This window comes from Streptomyces sp. NPDC058697 (assembly GCF_042715345.1).
Classification (GTDB): Bacteria; Actinomycetota; Actinomycetes; order Streptomycetales; family Streptomycetaceae; genus Streptomyces; species Streptomyces liliifuscus.
On the sequence record NZ_JBHXSU010000007.1, the window covers coordinates 462039 to 476679 of the forward strand.

At 69.7% G+C, this 14641-nt stretch carries 12 protein-coding genes; 3 read left to right on the forward strand and 9 right to left on the reverse strand.

Annotated features, from left to right (window positions below):
* Positions 1-165: 165 nt before the first annotated feature.
* The 7 genes from ACFWXQ_RS20305 to ACFWXQ_RS20335 all read right to left on the reverse strand — a co-directional run bounded on the left by ACFWXQ_RS20305 (position 166) and on the right by ACFWXQ_RS20335 (position 8699).
* Positions 166-1581, reverse strand: coding sequence for a hypothetical protein (locus ACFWXQ_RS20305; protein WP_383956962.1), 1416 nt, complete (start codon positions 1579-1581; stop codon positions 166-168).
* Between the two features lie 367 nt (positions 1582-1948).
* Positions 1949-2986: a magnesium and cobalt transport protein CorA gene (locus tag ACFWXQ_RS20310; protein WP_386268754.1), complete on the reverse strand. Its 1038-nt coding sequence runs from the start codon at positions 2984-2986 to the stop codon at positions 1949-1951.
* A gap of 150 nt (positions 2987-3136) precedes the next feature.
* Complete coding sequence (locus ACFWXQ_RS20315) at positions 3137-3931, reverse strand: GNAT family N-acetyltransferase (RefSeq protein ID WP_383956503.1); 795 nt, start codon at positions 3929-3931, stop codon at positions 3137-3139.
* Between the two features lie 106 nt (positions 3932-4037).
* A complete protein-coding gene (locus ACFWXQ_RS20320) occupies positions 4038-4109 on the reverse strand; it encodes a 50S ribosomal protein bL37 (protein ID WP_383956511.1) in 72 nt (23 codons plus the stop codon).
* 31 nt (positions 4110-4140) lie between these two features.
* Positions 4141-4950 carry an SDR family NAD(P)-dependent oxidoreductase gene (locus tag ACFWXQ_RS20325; RefSeq protein WP_383956505.1) on the reverse strand — a complete coding sequence of 270 codons (810 nt, stop codon included), beginning with the start codon at positions 4948-4950 and terminating at the stop codon, positions 4141-4143.
* A gap of 315 nt (positions 4951-5265) precedes the next feature.
* A complete protein-coding gene (kdpB, locus tag ACFWXQ_RS20330; RefSeq protein WP_383956508.1) occupies positions 5266-7419 on the reverse strand; it encodes a potassium-transporting ATPase subunit KdpB in 2154 nt (717 codons plus the stop codon).
* A gap of 803 nt (positions 7420-8222) precedes the next feature.
* Positions 8223-8699, reverse strand: a complete 477-nt coding sequence (locus tag ACFWXQ_RS20335) for a winged helix-turn-helix transcriptional regulator (protein ID WP_383956800.1) — start codon at positions 8697-8699, stop codon at positions 8223-8225.
* A 238-nt stretch (positions 8700-8937) separates the two neighbouring features.
* On the opposite strand from ACFWXQ_RS20335, the gene ACFWXQ_RS20340 reads away from it, so the two are divergent.
* A complete protein-coding gene (locus ACFWXQ_RS20340) occupies positions 8938-9708 on the forward strand; it encodes an SDR family NAD(P)-dependent oxidoreductase (RefSeq protein ID WP_383956803.1) in 771 nt (256 codons plus the stop codon).
* Positions 9709-9909: 201 nt separating this feature from the next.
* Positions 9910-10665 carry a nuclear transport factor 2 family protein gene (locus ACFWXQ_RS20345; protein WP_383956807.1) on the forward strand — a complete coding sequence of 252 codons (756 nt, stop codon included), beginning with the start codon at positions 9910-9912 and terminating at the stop codon, positions 10663-10665.
* Between the two features lie 94 nt (positions 10666-10759).
* Here the strand turns inward: ACFWXQ_RS20345 and ACFWXQ_RS20350 are convergent, their stop codons facing one another.
* Both ACFWXQ_RS20350 and ACFWXQ_RS20355 read right to left on the reverse strand, forming a co-directional pair.
* Complete coding sequence (locus ACFWXQ_RS20350; protein ID WP_386268759.1) at positions 10760-12334, reverse strand: Na+/H+ antiporter; 1575 nt, start codon at positions 12332-12334, stop codon at positions 10760-10762.
* 135 nt (positions 12335-12469) lie between these two features.
* Entirely contained in the window at positions 12470-13594 is a 1125-nt protein-coding gene (locus ACFWXQ_RS20355; protein WP_383956011.1) for an FAD-dependent oxidoreductase, read from the reverse strand.
* Positions 13595-13804: 210 nt separating this feature from the next.
* On the opposite strand from ACFWXQ_RS20355, the gene ACFWXQ_RS20360 reads away from it, so the two are divergent.
* Positions 13805-14620, forward strand: coding sequence for a sulfite exporter TauE/SafE family protein (locus ACFWXQ_RS20360; RefSeq protein ID WP_383956008.1), 816 nt, complete (start codon positions 13805-13807; stop codon positions 14618-14620).
* Positions 14621-14641 lie beyond the last annotated feature (21 nt).

Here is a 14641-nt window from a genome sequence, read left to right on the forward strand (position 1 = left end):
GGCGGCCGGGGGACCAGTACCTGCTGTGTACGTGCCGACCGCACCGCACCCGGGAGTTCGCCCGCAAAGGTCCAGGCCGGGGCGGCTTCACGCGCCGGCCGAAGTGCTGGGCGGTGGAGCCAAGGTGGCCGACCGTCACTCCGCAACCTGATCTCGGACACGCTCTCAGCCCGTCGAGGGGAACTCGGCCAGGGGACGACGCAGGCCGATGACGGCGAGTGCGGCGATGAGGGCCGCGGCGCCCGAGAGGCCCAGTGGTCCGGGCAGCGCACTGCCGGCGCCTTCGCCGGAGGCCTTTTCGTAGGCGTTGGTGTTGATGCCGATCACTTTCTGCAGTGCCTTGTCCAACTCGGTGAAGGCCCAGTTGGAGTCGCCTGGTTCGTAGCTCACGCAGAACGCGATCGCCGCGGTCACGTCTCCGGAGGCGACGAGGGCGCGTATGCGGCGGTCGTCCTTTTGGTACACCTGGTAGCTGGCCACGGCGTCCTCGGCGGCCTTGCGCTCGCCGGTGAAAGTGATGTTGCGGAACTCGTCGCCGAAGAAGCCGGTGAAGCGAAGGTCCTCCTGCTTGGCGCGGTAGGCGTTCATGGCGGTGTCGGCCCGGGCGTCGTAGTCGCCGATGGTGGCTCCGGGCAGGTGCATGAGCTGCTGTGTCTTCTCGAAGAAGTGCTGTTCGTGTTCGGCGGCGCGTGGTTGGTCCAGCAGATAGCGGGACTCGTCGGCGTTGGCGTCGTAGGCGACGGCGCGGGCGCGGGTCAGGGCGACGACGGAGTCGTAGGCGTCGTGGCGGGCGACCCTCAGATGCTCCTGCTGGGCGGAGATCTGCGTGGTCGCGGTGATGGAAACGCCAAGAGCGATCAGGAAGGCGGCCGCCAGGGCCGGGTTCACGATGCGCCGGAACCGGAAGGTGAGGAAGACATGGAGGACGCCGATCACTACGAGCAGCAGCAGGCCGGCGGCCAAGACGGCGATCCGGGCCGAGGACAGGTTGTCCGTGGTCTCGTTGTAGGTCGTGTCGAAGGCGACGTCGTTCGCCGTGACCAACTGGTCGGCCTGCGGCAGGAGTCGGGTACGCATCGTCTCGGTGGCGGACCGGTAGGCGGCCAGCGTCTCGGCGTCGGTCTTGCCCGCGCGGTGGCCTGCCTGGTTGCTGAGGAGCAGCGCGTGGGCGGCGCCCTCCTCGTATTTGCCGTAGTCGGCGATGGCCTGGGCGACGGACGCTCCGGCGACCGGGTCACCCTGGGCCGCGACGGAGAGGTCACGAAGGTAGACGCCGGCCTGGGCACGTCGCTCGTCGTAGATGCGGGCGGCGGTGCGGCGGTCGTCGGCGAGCTCCGGGTTGGTGCCGAACATCAGCTGGTTGGCGAGCTGGGCGTCCATGTCGTTGATCGCGAAGTACAGGCCGGTGGCACTGGTGATCTGGGGCGCGGAATGGTTCCGGATGTCCGACCAGGCGGAGCGCGCGAGCAGTCCGGTCACGACGAGTGCGGCGATCAGCAGTGCCGAGACGCTCAGCGCGGCGCCGCGCAGCAGTCTCAGCCACTGGGGGACGGTCGAAGGGAGGCGGGCGCGCCACGGCACTGCGGGTCTGCGGCGCGCCCAACGTATTCGGCGTATCCGGCTGTTGGGGGAAACCCGCGGTTCGCGGTGCCTCCCCCTGGAGGGGCGGGGGGAGTTGGCCCCCTTCCCAGCCGGCGCCTGAGACGGTGCCGCAGGGCGCTGTTCCGTAACGCTGGTGTCCGGCATTGCGTTGAGTCCCCTTCGCGCTGCGGAGCGGCCTGCGCCGCGCTTTCCGCGAGGGCCACTCTTGCGCCTGGAACATCGGGTAACCCTGTCTTGTCGCGCCCTTGACGCCGTTTCCGGGATTTCTTGACGCGGCCCTGACGGTGAGCCGCGTGGGACGGGAGATTCGGGTGGGATGCCCGGGCGGCGGCCCGGGCGGGAGGTGTCACAGCCAGTCGTTGCGGCGGAACGCGCGATACATCAGAGTGCAGGCGACGACGATGACCGCCAGGACCAAGGGATAGCCGAAGGTCCACCGGAGTTCTGGCATGTGGTCGAAGTTCATACCGTAAACGCCGACGATCATGGTCGGTACGGCGATGATCGCGGCCCACGCGCTGATCCTGCGCAGGTCGGTGTTCTGGCGGACGGTGAGCTGGGCGAGATTGGCGGACAGCACGCCGTCGAGCAACTCGGCGAAGCCCGTGATGCGCTCCGACGCCTGCGTGAGATGGTCGCTGACGTCCCGCAGATAGGCGCCGATCTCCGGGTCGAACCCCGGCACCCGCCCCTCGGCCAGCTCCCGCAGCGGCATCGCGAGCGGAACCACCGCTCGTCGCAGTTCCAGCACCTCCCGCTTGAGCTGGTAGATACGCCCCGAGTCGTCGGTGCGTTCCGGTGAGAACACGCCGGCCTCCACCTGTTCGACATCCGCCTCGACGGCGCGGATCACGTCCAGGTACTGGTCGACGACGGTGTCGGCGATTGCGTGTACGACGGCGGCCGGACCGTGGGCGAGCAGCTCCGGCTGGGTTTCGAGCTGTCGGCGTACGCCCCGGAGGTCCGGTGAGTCGCCGTGCCGGACGACCACCGCGAAATCCCGGCCCACGAAGATCATGATTTCTCCGGTGGAGACGACCTCGCTGGTGGGCGTGAGGCGGTCGTGCTCGACGTAGACAGCGGTCTTCAGGACGAGGAAGAGGCTGTCGTCGTAGCGTTCGAGCTTCGGGCGCTGATGGGCGTTGACCGCGTCCTCCACCGCGAGCGGATGCAGGCCAAAGGCATCGGCCACGACATTGAGCTGGTCGGCGGTGGGCTCCCGCAGTCCGATCCAGACGAAGCTGTCCGGGCAGGCGCGGGCCTCATCCATGGCCTCGGTCAGCGGCAGGGCCCCGGCGCGACGCTCACCGCGCTCGTACAGGGCGCAGTCGACCACGGGTACGGGCCGGTCGTCAGGGCGCGGTGGGGTCGCGTGGTCGGCCATGGGGCCTCCCCTCGGAGTGTCGGAGTGGGCAGTCGCTTCCATCATGGGTGAGGTACGAGGGGAGCGCAGGGGCGAAGTTCCATGGTCGTGGCAGTCGGCGTGGACGAGGCCTACGAACGTGACGCCGATCCGGAGTACGGCAGAGGGTGGCTAGGCGCTGAGCCGATCGCGTGCAACGGGGCTGCCGACCCCGTAGTGGACGTATTCGCGGACCAGGCGGAAGCCCGCGTTCCAGGCCAGCAGGCGGCCGGCCCGGTTCTGTACGGAGCAGTTCCAGCTGGGGATGTGGCCGCGTGCCGCGATGTCCGCGGCGAGGGCGGTGACGCAGGCCAGGGCGAGGCGGTGGCGGCGGTGGCCGGGGTCGGTGAAGACCGCGACGTCCTCGTAACGGGTGCCGCGGAAGTACGTACAGGCGATGGCCAGTACCTGCCCTTTCCGGTCCATGGCGGCCCAGCCGTGGCCGGAGGCCGCGAGGCCCAGTGGGTCGCCCCAGCTGGCGTGGATCCAGGCCGTGTCCGGGCCGAGGGCGAGCAGCGCGTCCGTGTCGGCGGGTTCGAGACGGCGTACGGTCACGCCGCGGGGGACGGCGCAGGGCTGCGGGTCGGCCTGGAGGGTCCACACCATCCGCTCCCACGGAGTGAGGCGGTCGAAGGCCGAGCCGAGGGCGGGGAGGAAGCGGGCGGGGGTCTCGATGCGGGTGTTGGCCAGAGGGGCCAGGGAGGGCAGAGACGCCAGGTCGTCGAAGCCGAGGGCGTCCGGGGTTCCGCGCAGGACGACGTGGTCGGCGCAGGAGACGGCGATGACGCGCGGCCGGTCCGCTTGATCCGCCCACCAGTGGCCGACGCCCGTGGTGAGGGCGTGCTCGACGATCGTCGCCGGGCCCGGGGTTCCGGCGGGGAACCAACGGGTCAGTGGGGGCAGTTGGCGGGGTGCGAGTTCGATCATCGACGTCTCCCGTGAGTCGGTGAGGGGACAGGGAAGGGCGGGCGGGGACGGCCCGGCTCGTAGGACCGGTACCGTCTTTCCGCCCGCCGCTCCTCTCGGGTCAGTGCTAGCTGGCCCTGCGGCCGTGGTTCGCCTTCTTCTTGCGGCGGGCCCTTTTCTTGCGGGCGCGCTTCGACATGGGCATCAATTCCGTTCTGTGGAGGGAGAGTTCAAGCGGTGCGGCCGACGAGCAGGTCGGCCAGCTTGTTGAGGCGCTTCACCGTGCGGTCCTCCGTCGCGGCGGGCGCGGGGGCGACACGCTCGTCGCGGTCGTAGTAGGCGCCGTTGACGATCTCGACCGCCGGGTCGCACAGGCGGACCACGTGGGCGGCCCCCTCGGCGGGCGTCACGCCGTCGTGGGCGTAGAGGGAGAGCAGCGCGGTGTCGCAGACGCCCGGGTGGACCGAGACCGCGGTGACGCGCGGGTCTGCGGCGAAGACCGTCAGGGCCAGCTGGGACTGGGCATACGCGGCGAGCCGGGAGTAGCGGCGGGTGCGGTTGGGGTCGCTCCACTGGATGGATCCGGTGCGGTGCAGGGAGGAGGAGACGCTGACGACCCGGCCGCCGGGCTCGCTCGTGAGCGCAGGCTCCAGCAGGCAGGTGAGCAGGTAGTGGGCCAGGAAGTTGACCTGGAAGGCGATCTCGTTGCCGTCCGCAGTGACGGTGTGCCGCTCGGGCGCGGCCATGCCCGCGTTGTTGACGAGGACGTCCAGGTGCGGGTGCTCGGCGACGACGCGCGCGGCCATGGCCTCGACCTCGTCGAGCCGGGTGAAGTCGGCGGCGAAGGTGCAGAGCCGGGCGGCGTCTATGCCCGCCGTCGCGACGAGCCGGTCGGCGGCGGCGCGAGCCTCCTCCGCGGTGCGGCCGTGCACCAGCACGGTGCCGCCCCGCTCGGCGAGCTGCCGGGCGGTCTCAAGACCGATCCCGGAGGTGGCGCCGGTGACGAGGACGGTACGGGACGAAAGGGTTGCGTCAGACATGGTCCATCCGGGAGTACGCGTACGGATTCACGTACGGGTTCGGGGCCGCGTACGACGATGCGTACGGGCATGAGTAAGGGCGCCGGACCGGTGTCACGGCGCCCCAGGGGCTACGGAAAGAGCGTCAGCGGACTGCGGACGCGCGACTTTCCGGGCAGCGGGGCACACGACGGCACGCCCGATGAGGCGGCCGGTCGATCAGGAGCCACTCGCTGTTCATGCTGTCCATGGAACCCGCCCGAGCGGCCCTGGACAAGCTCGGACCGCTATCCCTTACGCGCTCCTGACGTGCGCGGACGTCTCCTTGACGGGGCCTTACCCCAGTCCGGGCACCCCCGAGATCAACAGGTCGATGAGCTTGATGCCGACGAAGGGGAGGACCAGCCCGCCCAGGCCGTACAGCATGAGGTTGCGGCGCAACAGGTCGTGCGCGGACGAGGGCGTGTAACGGACGCCGCGCAGGGCGAGCGGAATCAGGGCGACGATGATCAGCGCGTTGAAGATGATGGCCGAGGTGATCGCCGACGTCGGGCTGTGCAGGCCCATGATGTTCAGTGACTCCAGGCCCGGATACGTGCCCGCGAACATTGCCGGGATGATCGCGAAGTACTTCGCCACGTCATTGGTGATGGAGAACGTCGTCAACGCGCCCCGGGTGATGAGGAGTTGCTTGCCGATCTCGACGATCTCGATGAGCTTCGTCGGATTGGAGTCCAGGTCCACCATGTTCCCGGCCTCCTTCGCGGCCGAGGTGCCCGTGTTCATCGCCACCCCGACGTCGGCCTGCGCGAGCGCCGGCGCGTCGTTCGTACCGTCCCCCGTCATCGCGACGAGCTTGCCGCCCTCCTGCTCGCGCTTGATCAGCGCGAGCTTGTCCTCGGGGGTCGCCTCGGCCAAGTAGTCGTCCACGCCCGCCTGTTCGGCGATGGCACGGGCGGTGAGCGGGTTGTCACCGGTGATCATCACGGTGCGGATGCCCATGCGGCGCAGTTCGGCGAAGCGTTCGCGGATGCCGTCCTTGACGACGTCCTTGAGGTGGATCAGGCCCAACACCCGTGGCCCGTCCCAGTCGTGCACGGCCACCAGGAGCGGCGTACCGCCGGCTGCCGCGACCGAGTCCGTGAACCGCTGTGCCTCGGCCGGGACTTGGCCCCCGTACATCTGGACCCACTCGATCATCTGCTTGGCCGCGCCCTTGCGGATGGCGCACACCGCGCCGTTGTCCCAGCGCAGGTCGACGCCGCTCATCCGGGTCTGCGCGCTGAACTTGACCCACCGTGCCTGGCTCAACTCGCCCTCGGCGGGCGCCCGGAGCCCGTACCGCTGTTTCGCGAGTACGACGACGGACCGGCCCTCGGGCGTCTCGTCGGCCAGCGAGGACAACTGGGCGGCCTGGGCGAGTTGGCCTTCGTCCATGCCGGGCAGCGGGATGAACGCGGCTGCCTCCCGGTTGCCGAGTGTGATCGTGCCGGTCTTGTCGAGGAGCAGGGTGTTGATGTCCCCCGCGGCCTCGACGGCCCGGCCCGACATGGCGAGGACGTTGCGCTGGACGAGCCGGTCCATGCCCGCGATGCCGATCGCCGACAGCAGCGCGCCGATCGTCGTCGGGATGAGGGTGACCAGGAGGGCGACGAGCACGGTGGTGGACTGAGCGGCGTCCGCGTACGCGGCCATCGGCTGGAGCGTCACGACGACCAGGAGAAAGATGATCGTGAGCGCGGCGAGCAGGATGTTCAGCGCGATCTCGTTCGGCGTCTTCTGCCGTGAGGCGCCTTCGACCAGGGCGATCATCCGGTCCAGGAAGGAGTGGCCGGGACGCGCGCTGACACGTACGACGATCCGGTCGGAGAGGACGGTCGTGCCGCCGGTGACACCGCTGCGGTCGCCGCCCGACTCCCGGATCACGGGCGCCGACTCACCGGTGACGGCGGACTCGTCGACCGCCGCGACGCCGTCGATGACATCGCCGTCGGCCGGGATCAGCTCGCCCGCCTCGACGAGCACGACGTCGAGGGGCTTGAGGTCGGTGGCGGCCACGGCCTCGGTCTCGGCGTTCCGCAGATTGATGCCGTAGGTCCAGTGGCGCAGCCGCAGCGCGACGGTGTCGGTGCGTGCTCTGCGCAGCGACTCGGCCTGTGCCTTGCCCCGGCCCTCGGCGACGGCCTCGGCGAGGTTCGCGAAGATCACCGTCAGCCACAGCCAGGTACTGATCACCCACGTGAAGACGGCCGGATGGAGGACAGCCGACAGCGTGGTGAGGACGGCTCCGACGGAGACGACGAACAGCACCGGGTTCTTGACGAGGGCACGTGGATGGAGCTTGCGCAGCGCCTCCGGGAAGGACTGGACGAGCTGGGCGGGCTCGAACAGTCCGCTCGGCGCGCGGCGTTTGTGGCCGTCCTCCGGTCCTGGCCGGGGAGCGCGCTGCGGGCGGGACGGCGGGGCCTGCTGGGGAGCGGCGGAAAACATGGGGACCTTCATGCCTCGGTGGGGAACCGCGCCCACGCGCACAGAGGCACGCCGGCGACCGGTCGGGCTGACAGAGCGTGTGGTGACCGCCGGACTGCGGACCTGGTCGTCGGAGTGACGGCCGGGCCCTGCGGTGCCGGGGCCCCGGCACCGCAGAGCTGCACACGGACGCCGGCAACGGATGACGACGAGAACGCCGCCGCGTGCTCGGCCGCCGTGCGGTGCCCTGAGTGGGAGCACCCGATGAGTGCTCCCAGGGGAAGACCGTCATGCCACTGACGTCCGCGGAACCCCTCCGGCGGCCGAGGGGAAAATCTAGCCCTGTCCGATGCCCGAATCACGCCCTCCGGTACGGAATTTGCGCCTCTCTAACGGCCGGTCGAGCGGTGGCGTCAAGCTCCCGTCAAGGTCACCTGAGCGGGCGTCAGGAGGGCGTCAATGGACGGCTTCGGTGGCCGAAACCGACCGCAGAATCAGTGGCGTGGGGGGCACGGGTGACCGTACGTGGCGTGACGCCGGAGGGTTCGTGACAACCATGGCCGGATGCACGCGAGTCCTGTGGCGGGCGCCAGAGCTGTCGCACAGACGCAGCACGAACCGGTCACCCCGCCCGGGGGCGCACCCGGTCCGCGACCACGAGGGGGTCGCGGCCGGGTCGCCCCGGGCAACGCCTCCGTCGTGAGGGCCCGTCACTCATCCGCCCCCGGAGCCGGCACAACCCCAGACAGCTCGCGGTGCGAGGCCGCCGCCGGGATGAACGAGGCCGTGTGGCGGGCGCAGGAACCGATGCGGGCCAGGCGGCCTCACGGTGTTGGTGCCCCCTGGCCTGCACGGTCGTGGGCGGCATCGGATGCGGTGCTCTTGTCGTACGTGTCCTGCTTGTGCCGGACCTCGGTGTGATGCTCGGCGGACCAGGCTGCCAGGGGGTCGATGGTGGAGAGCAGGGAGACGCCGAGGGGAGTGAGGGAGTAGTCGACGCGGGGCGGGACTTGCGGGTGGGAGGTGCGCTCGACCAGGCCGCTGCGCTGGAGGTGCTTGAGCGTGAGGGTGAGCATGCGCCGGGAGATGGCGGGGATGGCTGTGTCGAGGTCCGAGTAGCGGGTGTCGCCGACGGCCAGGACGCCGACGACCAGCATGCTCCACTTGTCGCCGACCAGGTCGAGGATCTCGCGGAGGAAGTCCACCTCCTGCTCGTTCCAGCGCCCGCAGGGGCCCTGGAGGGGCAGCACGTTCACCCGCGCCTGGCCGTTCGAGGTCGGCCGACCCTCCTTGCTGCTCACGGATGACGCCCTTTCGGTGTTCTTGAGGAACATAGAAGTGCCTTTTGTACCCCTTGTTGCAGTCGTGCACAGTGGGCGGCGAACCAGGCGTCAACGTCCTGGTCGAAGCGGTTGCGCCGCGCACATGCGAGCGGAAACGACCGGCCGCGCCAGGCGTGTTCCCGCCTCGGCGTCCACGCCGTCGTGCCCGGCCGCGGAACCGGCGCCGCCCCAGCGAACCGAAAGGGTGTGCCCAGTCATGGAAGGGCTCAAGGACAAGGTCTTCATCGTCACCGGCGGCGGATCAGGTATCGGCGCGGCCACCGTGCGGCGGCTGCTGGCCGAGGGGGCCAGGGTGGCCGCGGCCGGCAGCAGCCCCGACAAACTCTCGCGGATCCGCGAGCAGGCCGTGGAGGCGGCCGACCGGCTGCTCACGGTCCAGTTCGACCTTCGCGATGAGGCTTCCATCGCCTCCCTGGTCACCCGGACCACCGAGCGCTTCGGCCGGCTCGACGGCGTCGCCAACGTCGCCGGTGCCGTCAGCGGGGACCTCATGGCCCGAGACCAGGGTGTGGACACCATGGACCCTCAGGTGTGGGCCGAGATGATGCGGATCAACGTCACCGGCACGGGGCTCGTGATCCGCGAGAGCCTCCCCGCGCTGGCCGCGGCGGGCGGCGGCTCGATCGTCAACGTCTCCTCCTTGGCGGCATGGCAGCGCGAGGAATGGCTGACCGCGTACGCCTCCTCCAAGATCGCCCTGCACGCGCTCACCCGCCACACCGCACACGTGTGGGGCAAGAAGAACATCCGCGTCAACGCCGTCGCCCCCGGTGTCGTCCTCACCGAGAACGTCCGCACCGGCACGCCCCCCGAGATCCGCCAGGCCCTGCTGGAGAAGACCGCACTCCCGCGGCTCGGCGAGCCCGAGGACCTCGCCAACATGATCGTCTTCCTGCTGTCGGGGGAATCCAGCTGGATCACCGGCCAGATCCTGTCGGTGGACGGCGGCGTGACCATGCGCGAATAACACGCCGGGTCCTTTGGACTCGCGGCTCAAAGCGTTGTGGCGAACCGATTGGCGTTCGATTGTCCCGTGCCGTGAACGATCAAGGCCGAACACCCCAGCCCGATGGCCGAGGCCGGTGCGCGCACGTGAGCGGCCGATGGCAGGGTGAAGGCCGGTAACCGGGTGTTGCTTCAGGTCATGCCAGTGAATCGGAGGATTGCAATGACCGCAAAGGACACCGTCCTGGCCGCCGTCAGCGACTTGTTCGGCAAGAAGGACCCGAGTGGAGTGGACCGCTGGGTATCCGCCGACTACCGACAGCACAGCTCCCTCGCCGCCGACGGCCCCGAGGGAATGCGGCAGCTGATCGCGAGTCTGCCCGACGGCTTCCGGTACGACAACGTCCGCGCGATCGCCGACGGCGACATGGTCGCCCTGCACGGCATCTATCACGGCCTCGGGCCCGAACCGCTGGTCGCCTTCGACCTGTTCCGTGTCGCCGACGGCAAGCTCGCCGAACACTGGGACGCGCTGGCCCCGGTCGTGTCACCGACCGCCTCCGGCCGCTCCCAGACGGACGGCCCCGTCGGGTCCTCCGACCAGAACCAGACGGAGGCCAGCAGGGACGCGGTCACCACCTACGCGGAGAAGATCCTGGTGGGCGGCGACTACTCCACAGCGATGACCAACTACGTTTCCGAGACCTACCACCAGCACAACACCGAGACCGCCGACGGCCTCGACGGTGCCGGCGCGGCCGCCAAGGCCCTGGCGGAGCAGGGCACGAACATCGTCTACACGAAGATTCACAAGATCATCGCCGAGGGTGACCTCGTCGTGCTGCTGTCCGAGGGCGAATTCGGTGTCCCCGTCGCGTTCTACGACCTGTACCGCGTCGCAGACAGCAAGATCGTCGAACACTGGGACATCATCGCGCCTATCCCCGCATCCCTGCCGCACGACAACGGGCTGTTCTGACGGCCGGTCTGCCGACCGACGCGAGGACTTTGCGATGCGGCCCGTGACCAGCGGCACCATCCGCCCACGGACCGCCGCGCACACCCCTTAGCGCTCAGGCGTCCGTCAGGCGGGCCTCCTCCAGGTCCAGGGAGCGTTGCAGTCGGCGGCGGGTGGTGTCGCTGATGCGCCTGGCGTCGTACAGGCGCTGGAGTTCGGCCTCCTCGACGGTGATCAGGTCGCGGCGGAGCTGGCGGTAGGTGAGGTCGGCGGATTCCGTCGGTTCGTTGTCGCCGTCGGCCTGGGTGAGGCGGTCGCGGGCGTCGTCGAGACGGGCCGTGAGCCCACGGCGGAGGCGGTCGAGCACGATGTCCGGGACCGCCTCCAGTTCGGACATCTCGTCCAGACGCCCGAGGCTCGCGTTCGCCAGGCTGCAACGGGCCTCGGCTTCCTCACGCTCGGTGTGGTCGGGTTCGAGGGCGATGCCGGAGCGGCGTACGACCGGGGCGAGGGTGAAGCCCTGGACGACGAGCGTGACCACGACCACCGAGGTGGTCAGGACCAGGACGAGGGGGCGCTCCATGAGCGCGGAGCCGTCGTCCGCCGCGACAGGGATGGACAGGGCTGCGGCCAGCGGGACGACGCCCCGGGTGCCCGCCCAGGTCAAAACCATGGGCACCCGCCAGTTCACGTGCTGGATGCCGCCCTTGCGCTGTACAACAGCCGACAGGGGTATCAGCCACAGCATGCGCATCGCGATCAGGGTGGCGGCGACGGCGAGCGCGTACAGCGGCCAGGCTCTGTCGTCGTCGGACAGGGCCTGCACCTGGGTGGGCAGGGCGAGTCCGATGAGGCTGAAGACGACGCTCTCCAGCAGGAAGACCACGGTGCCGTAGACCGCGTGCAACTGGAGCCGTATGCGGGCGTTGGTGAGGCGGTCGCCGTGACCGCCCAGCACCACCCCGGCCACCACGACGGAGGTGACCCCCGACGCGTGTGCCGCCTCCGCCAGAACGTAGGCCGCGTACGGAGTGACGAGGGCGATCACCGTCTCCAGCACCGGGTCCTCGGTACGTCGCCGGATCAGTGTCACCACGCCGGCCACAGCCGCGCCGATGACCATGCCGCCACCCGCCAGCAGCGCGAACTCACCCCCCGCCGCACCCCAGCCGGCCGTCGCCGACGCCACGGCGACACCCACCGCCACCCGGAAGAGGACCAGGGACGTCGCGTCGTTGAAAAGGCTCTCCGCCTGGACCAGGACCTGCACCTTGGGCGGCAGCGCGAGCCGTCTGCCCAGCGCGGTGACCGCCACCGGGTCGGTGCTGGCGAGCACGGTGCCCAGCACGAAGGCCATCTGCCACGACAACGGGGTGACCAGTGACGCCACCGCGCCGACCGCCGCGGCCGAGGCCAGCACGAGGCCGACGGACAGCACCCCGACCGGCTTCCAGACCGCGCGCAGCTCGCGCCAGGACAGTTCCTCGGCGCTCGCGTACAGCAGCGGTGGCAGGACGACCAGCCCGATGATCTCGGGGTCGATCCGGATCTCGGGGGTGCCCGGCAGCAGGGCGACCGTGAGGCCGGCGACAACGAGGAGAGAGGGAGCGGGAATCCGCCATCGACGGGCGAAGGTCGCCACCACGGTGGCGAGTACCACGAGAGCCAGAACCGTCCCCACGCTGCGCATGCCGTCCCCTTGGCCATGAAGCAGGAGCCTTGTGGCTCCCGGCCGACCAGACTTCCCGGCACACCGCCTTCACCCTATCGACCCGGGCCCCGTCAAGGCAGTGACAACGTCCTCGTAACCGGCGCCAAGGATGCGTCAAGGAGTGCTCCCGGCGAACTTGTTGATCAGGTTGTGAGGCGCGTCGTCGCCCAACATCTCGTGGAGATCGGGGGCTTCCGCGGCGGATGCGGCGCTTCGGGAGAACATGGCCTGCTCGTACTCGGTGAGTGCGGTCTCCGTGTCGTCAGGGTGTGCGGCGATGGCCCTGCCGAGTTCGGCGCCGTCGTACATGGCGAGGTTGGCGCCTTCACCGTTCGGGCCCGTCAGGTGCGCGGCGTCGCCGAGCAGGGTCACCCCCGCCGCTCGATCCCACCGGTGCTCGACGGGCAAGGTGTGGAGCATGCGCAGGACCGGAGGGGTCTCACCGTCGGTTACCAGGGCAGTGAGCTCCGGTGCCCAGCCGTCGAACTCCTGCATGATCTGGGCGGTGGTCGCGTCGGGATCGGCGAAGTCGATACCGGCGAACCAGTCCTGCGGTCTGGAAAGCAGCACCCAGGTGTGGAGGTTCCCGCCACGCTCCCGGTGAGCCATGATCCCCTTGCCCGGCTCAAGCACCATCAGCGCTCCGCCACCGACGGTCTTCGCGCTGGTCGGGTGCCGGGTGTCGCCGTCGAACAGATGGGTCTCGACGAACGAGATGCCGATGTACTCCGGTGTCGCATCGGAAAGCAACGGCCGGACCCGCGACCAGGCGCCGTCCGCGCCGACCAGCAGGCTCGTGGTGACGGTGGTGCCGTCGGTGAAGGCCACCTCGTGGCGGCCGCCGCCGAGGGCACGGACACCGCTGACCTTGTGTCCCCATCGGACAGTGCCGGGCGGAAGCGAGTCGAGCAGCAGCTGCCTCAGCTCGCCGCGCTGCACTTCGGGGTTGCCACCCATGCCGTCGTCCGGCACGTCGAACAGGATCTTCCCGTCCCGGTCCACGAGCCGCATCGCCTGACGTCCCTCCAGGACGAGACTGCGGAAGTCGTCGATCAGGCCGGCCGCCTGCAAAGCCAGTTGGCCGTTGTAGTCGCGGATGTCGAGCAGCCCGCCCTGTGCGCGCGCAGTCGAGGAGGACTCCGCCTCGTAGACCGTGGACGGGATTCCATGGACGTGCAGGACGCGGGCCAGCGTGAGACCGCCGAGTCCGGCACCGATGATCGTGACGTGAGTCGTCATAGTGATTCCTCGCATGTTCACGCCTGCCGAATGGACGCCCGGCAGGACCTCCACAGAACGTTCCAGGCCCCGCTGACAAGGCACCGACACCGCATCGACATACGTCACGGACAACCGACAGCACACCGACACGACGGGCAAAGCGGTCTTTCCCTGAAAGTGGGGGTGCGCCGTAGCAGCCAGGGACGGCCACCGGCGAGGATGCCCGCCATGACCACCGACGAGGATCTCGCCCCCGTACGCCCGACCTGCTCGGCCCCCGCGGTGTTCGGCGCGGGAGCGGTCATCGGTGTGCTGGGCGGGATGATCGGACTGGGCGGCGCGGAGTTCCGGCTGCCGCTGCTGATCAGCCTGTTCGGGTTCGCCGCGCTGTCCGCGGTCATCCTGAACAAGGCGATGAGCCTGGTCGTGGTCGTGGTCGCGCTGCCCGCCCGCCTGGCCGCGGATTCCGCCTCCGAGGTCGCCGCGCACTGGCCCGTCGCGGTCAACCTGCTGGCCGGGAGCCTGCTCGGTGCCTGGGCCGGAGCCAGCTGGGCGGTGCGGATGCGCAGCGCCACTCTGTACAAGGTGCTGGCGGCGCTGATGATGCTCATGGCCGCGGCACTGCTGGTCACCCACATCGCCACCCTGGGGACGCTCGCCCTGCCGGTGTGGGCTCTGGTGCCCTGCGGAGTCGTGGCCGGCTTCGGTATCGGCGTGGTCGCCGCGATCATGGGCGTGGCCGGGGGCGAACTGCTGATCCCGACCATCGTGTTGTTGTTCGCGGTGGACATCAAAACGGCGGGAAGCCTGTCACTGCTGGTCTCGTTGCCGACCATGCTGGTCGCCTTCGCCCGCTACAGCCGCGACGGCAGCTTCGCGGTGCTCGGTGCCAACCTCCGCTTCACCCTGGTCATGGCCGCAGGCTCGATCACCGGCGCAATGCTGGGCGGGCTGCTGCTGGGTGTGTTCCCGGACTTGGTACTCGTCCCCGTGCTTGTCGTGATCCTGCTGGTCTCCTCGGCCAAGCTCGCGCGTCACAACTGAGTCCGACTGGGGTGCTCGGAG

Coding starts and splice junctions, on each gene's coding strand:
- ACFWXQ_RS20310 (WP_386268754.1), bottom strand. CDS start 2,986: ATGGCCGACCACGCGACCCCACCGCGCCCTGACGACCGGCCCGTACCC.
- ACFWXQ_RS20315 (WP_383956503.1), bottom strand. CDS start 3,931: ATGATCGAACTCGCACCCCGCCAACTGCCCCCACTGACCCGTTGGTTC.
- ACFWXQ_RS20325 (WP_383956505.1), bottom strand. CDS start 4,950: ATGTCTGACGCAACCCTTTCGTCCCGTACCGTCCTCGTCACCGGCGCC.
- kdpB (WP_383956508.1), bottom strand. CDS start 7,419: ATGTTTTCCGCCGCTCCCCAGCAGGCCCCGCCGTCCCGCCCGCAGCGC.
- ACFWXQ_RS20340 (WP_383956803.1), top strand. CDS start 8,938: ATGGAAGGGCTCAAGGACAAGGTCTTCATCGTCACCGGCGGCGGATCA.
- ACFWXQ_RS20345 (WP_383956807.1), top strand. CDS start 9,910: ATGACCGCAAAGGACACCGTCCTGGCCGCCGTCAGCGACTTGTTCGGC.
- ACFWXQ_RS20350 (WP_386268759.1), bottom strand. CDS start 12,334: ATGCGCAGCGTGGGGACGGTTCTGGCTCTCGTGGTACTCGCCACCGTG.
- ACFWXQ_RS20355 (WP_383956011.1), bottom strand. CDS start 13,594: ATGACGACTCACGTCACGATCATCGGTGCCGGACTCGGCGGTCTCACG.
- ACFWXQ_RS20360 (WP_383956008.1), top strand. CDS start 13,805: ATGACCACCGACGAGGATCTCGCCCCCGTACGCCCGACCTGCTCGGCC.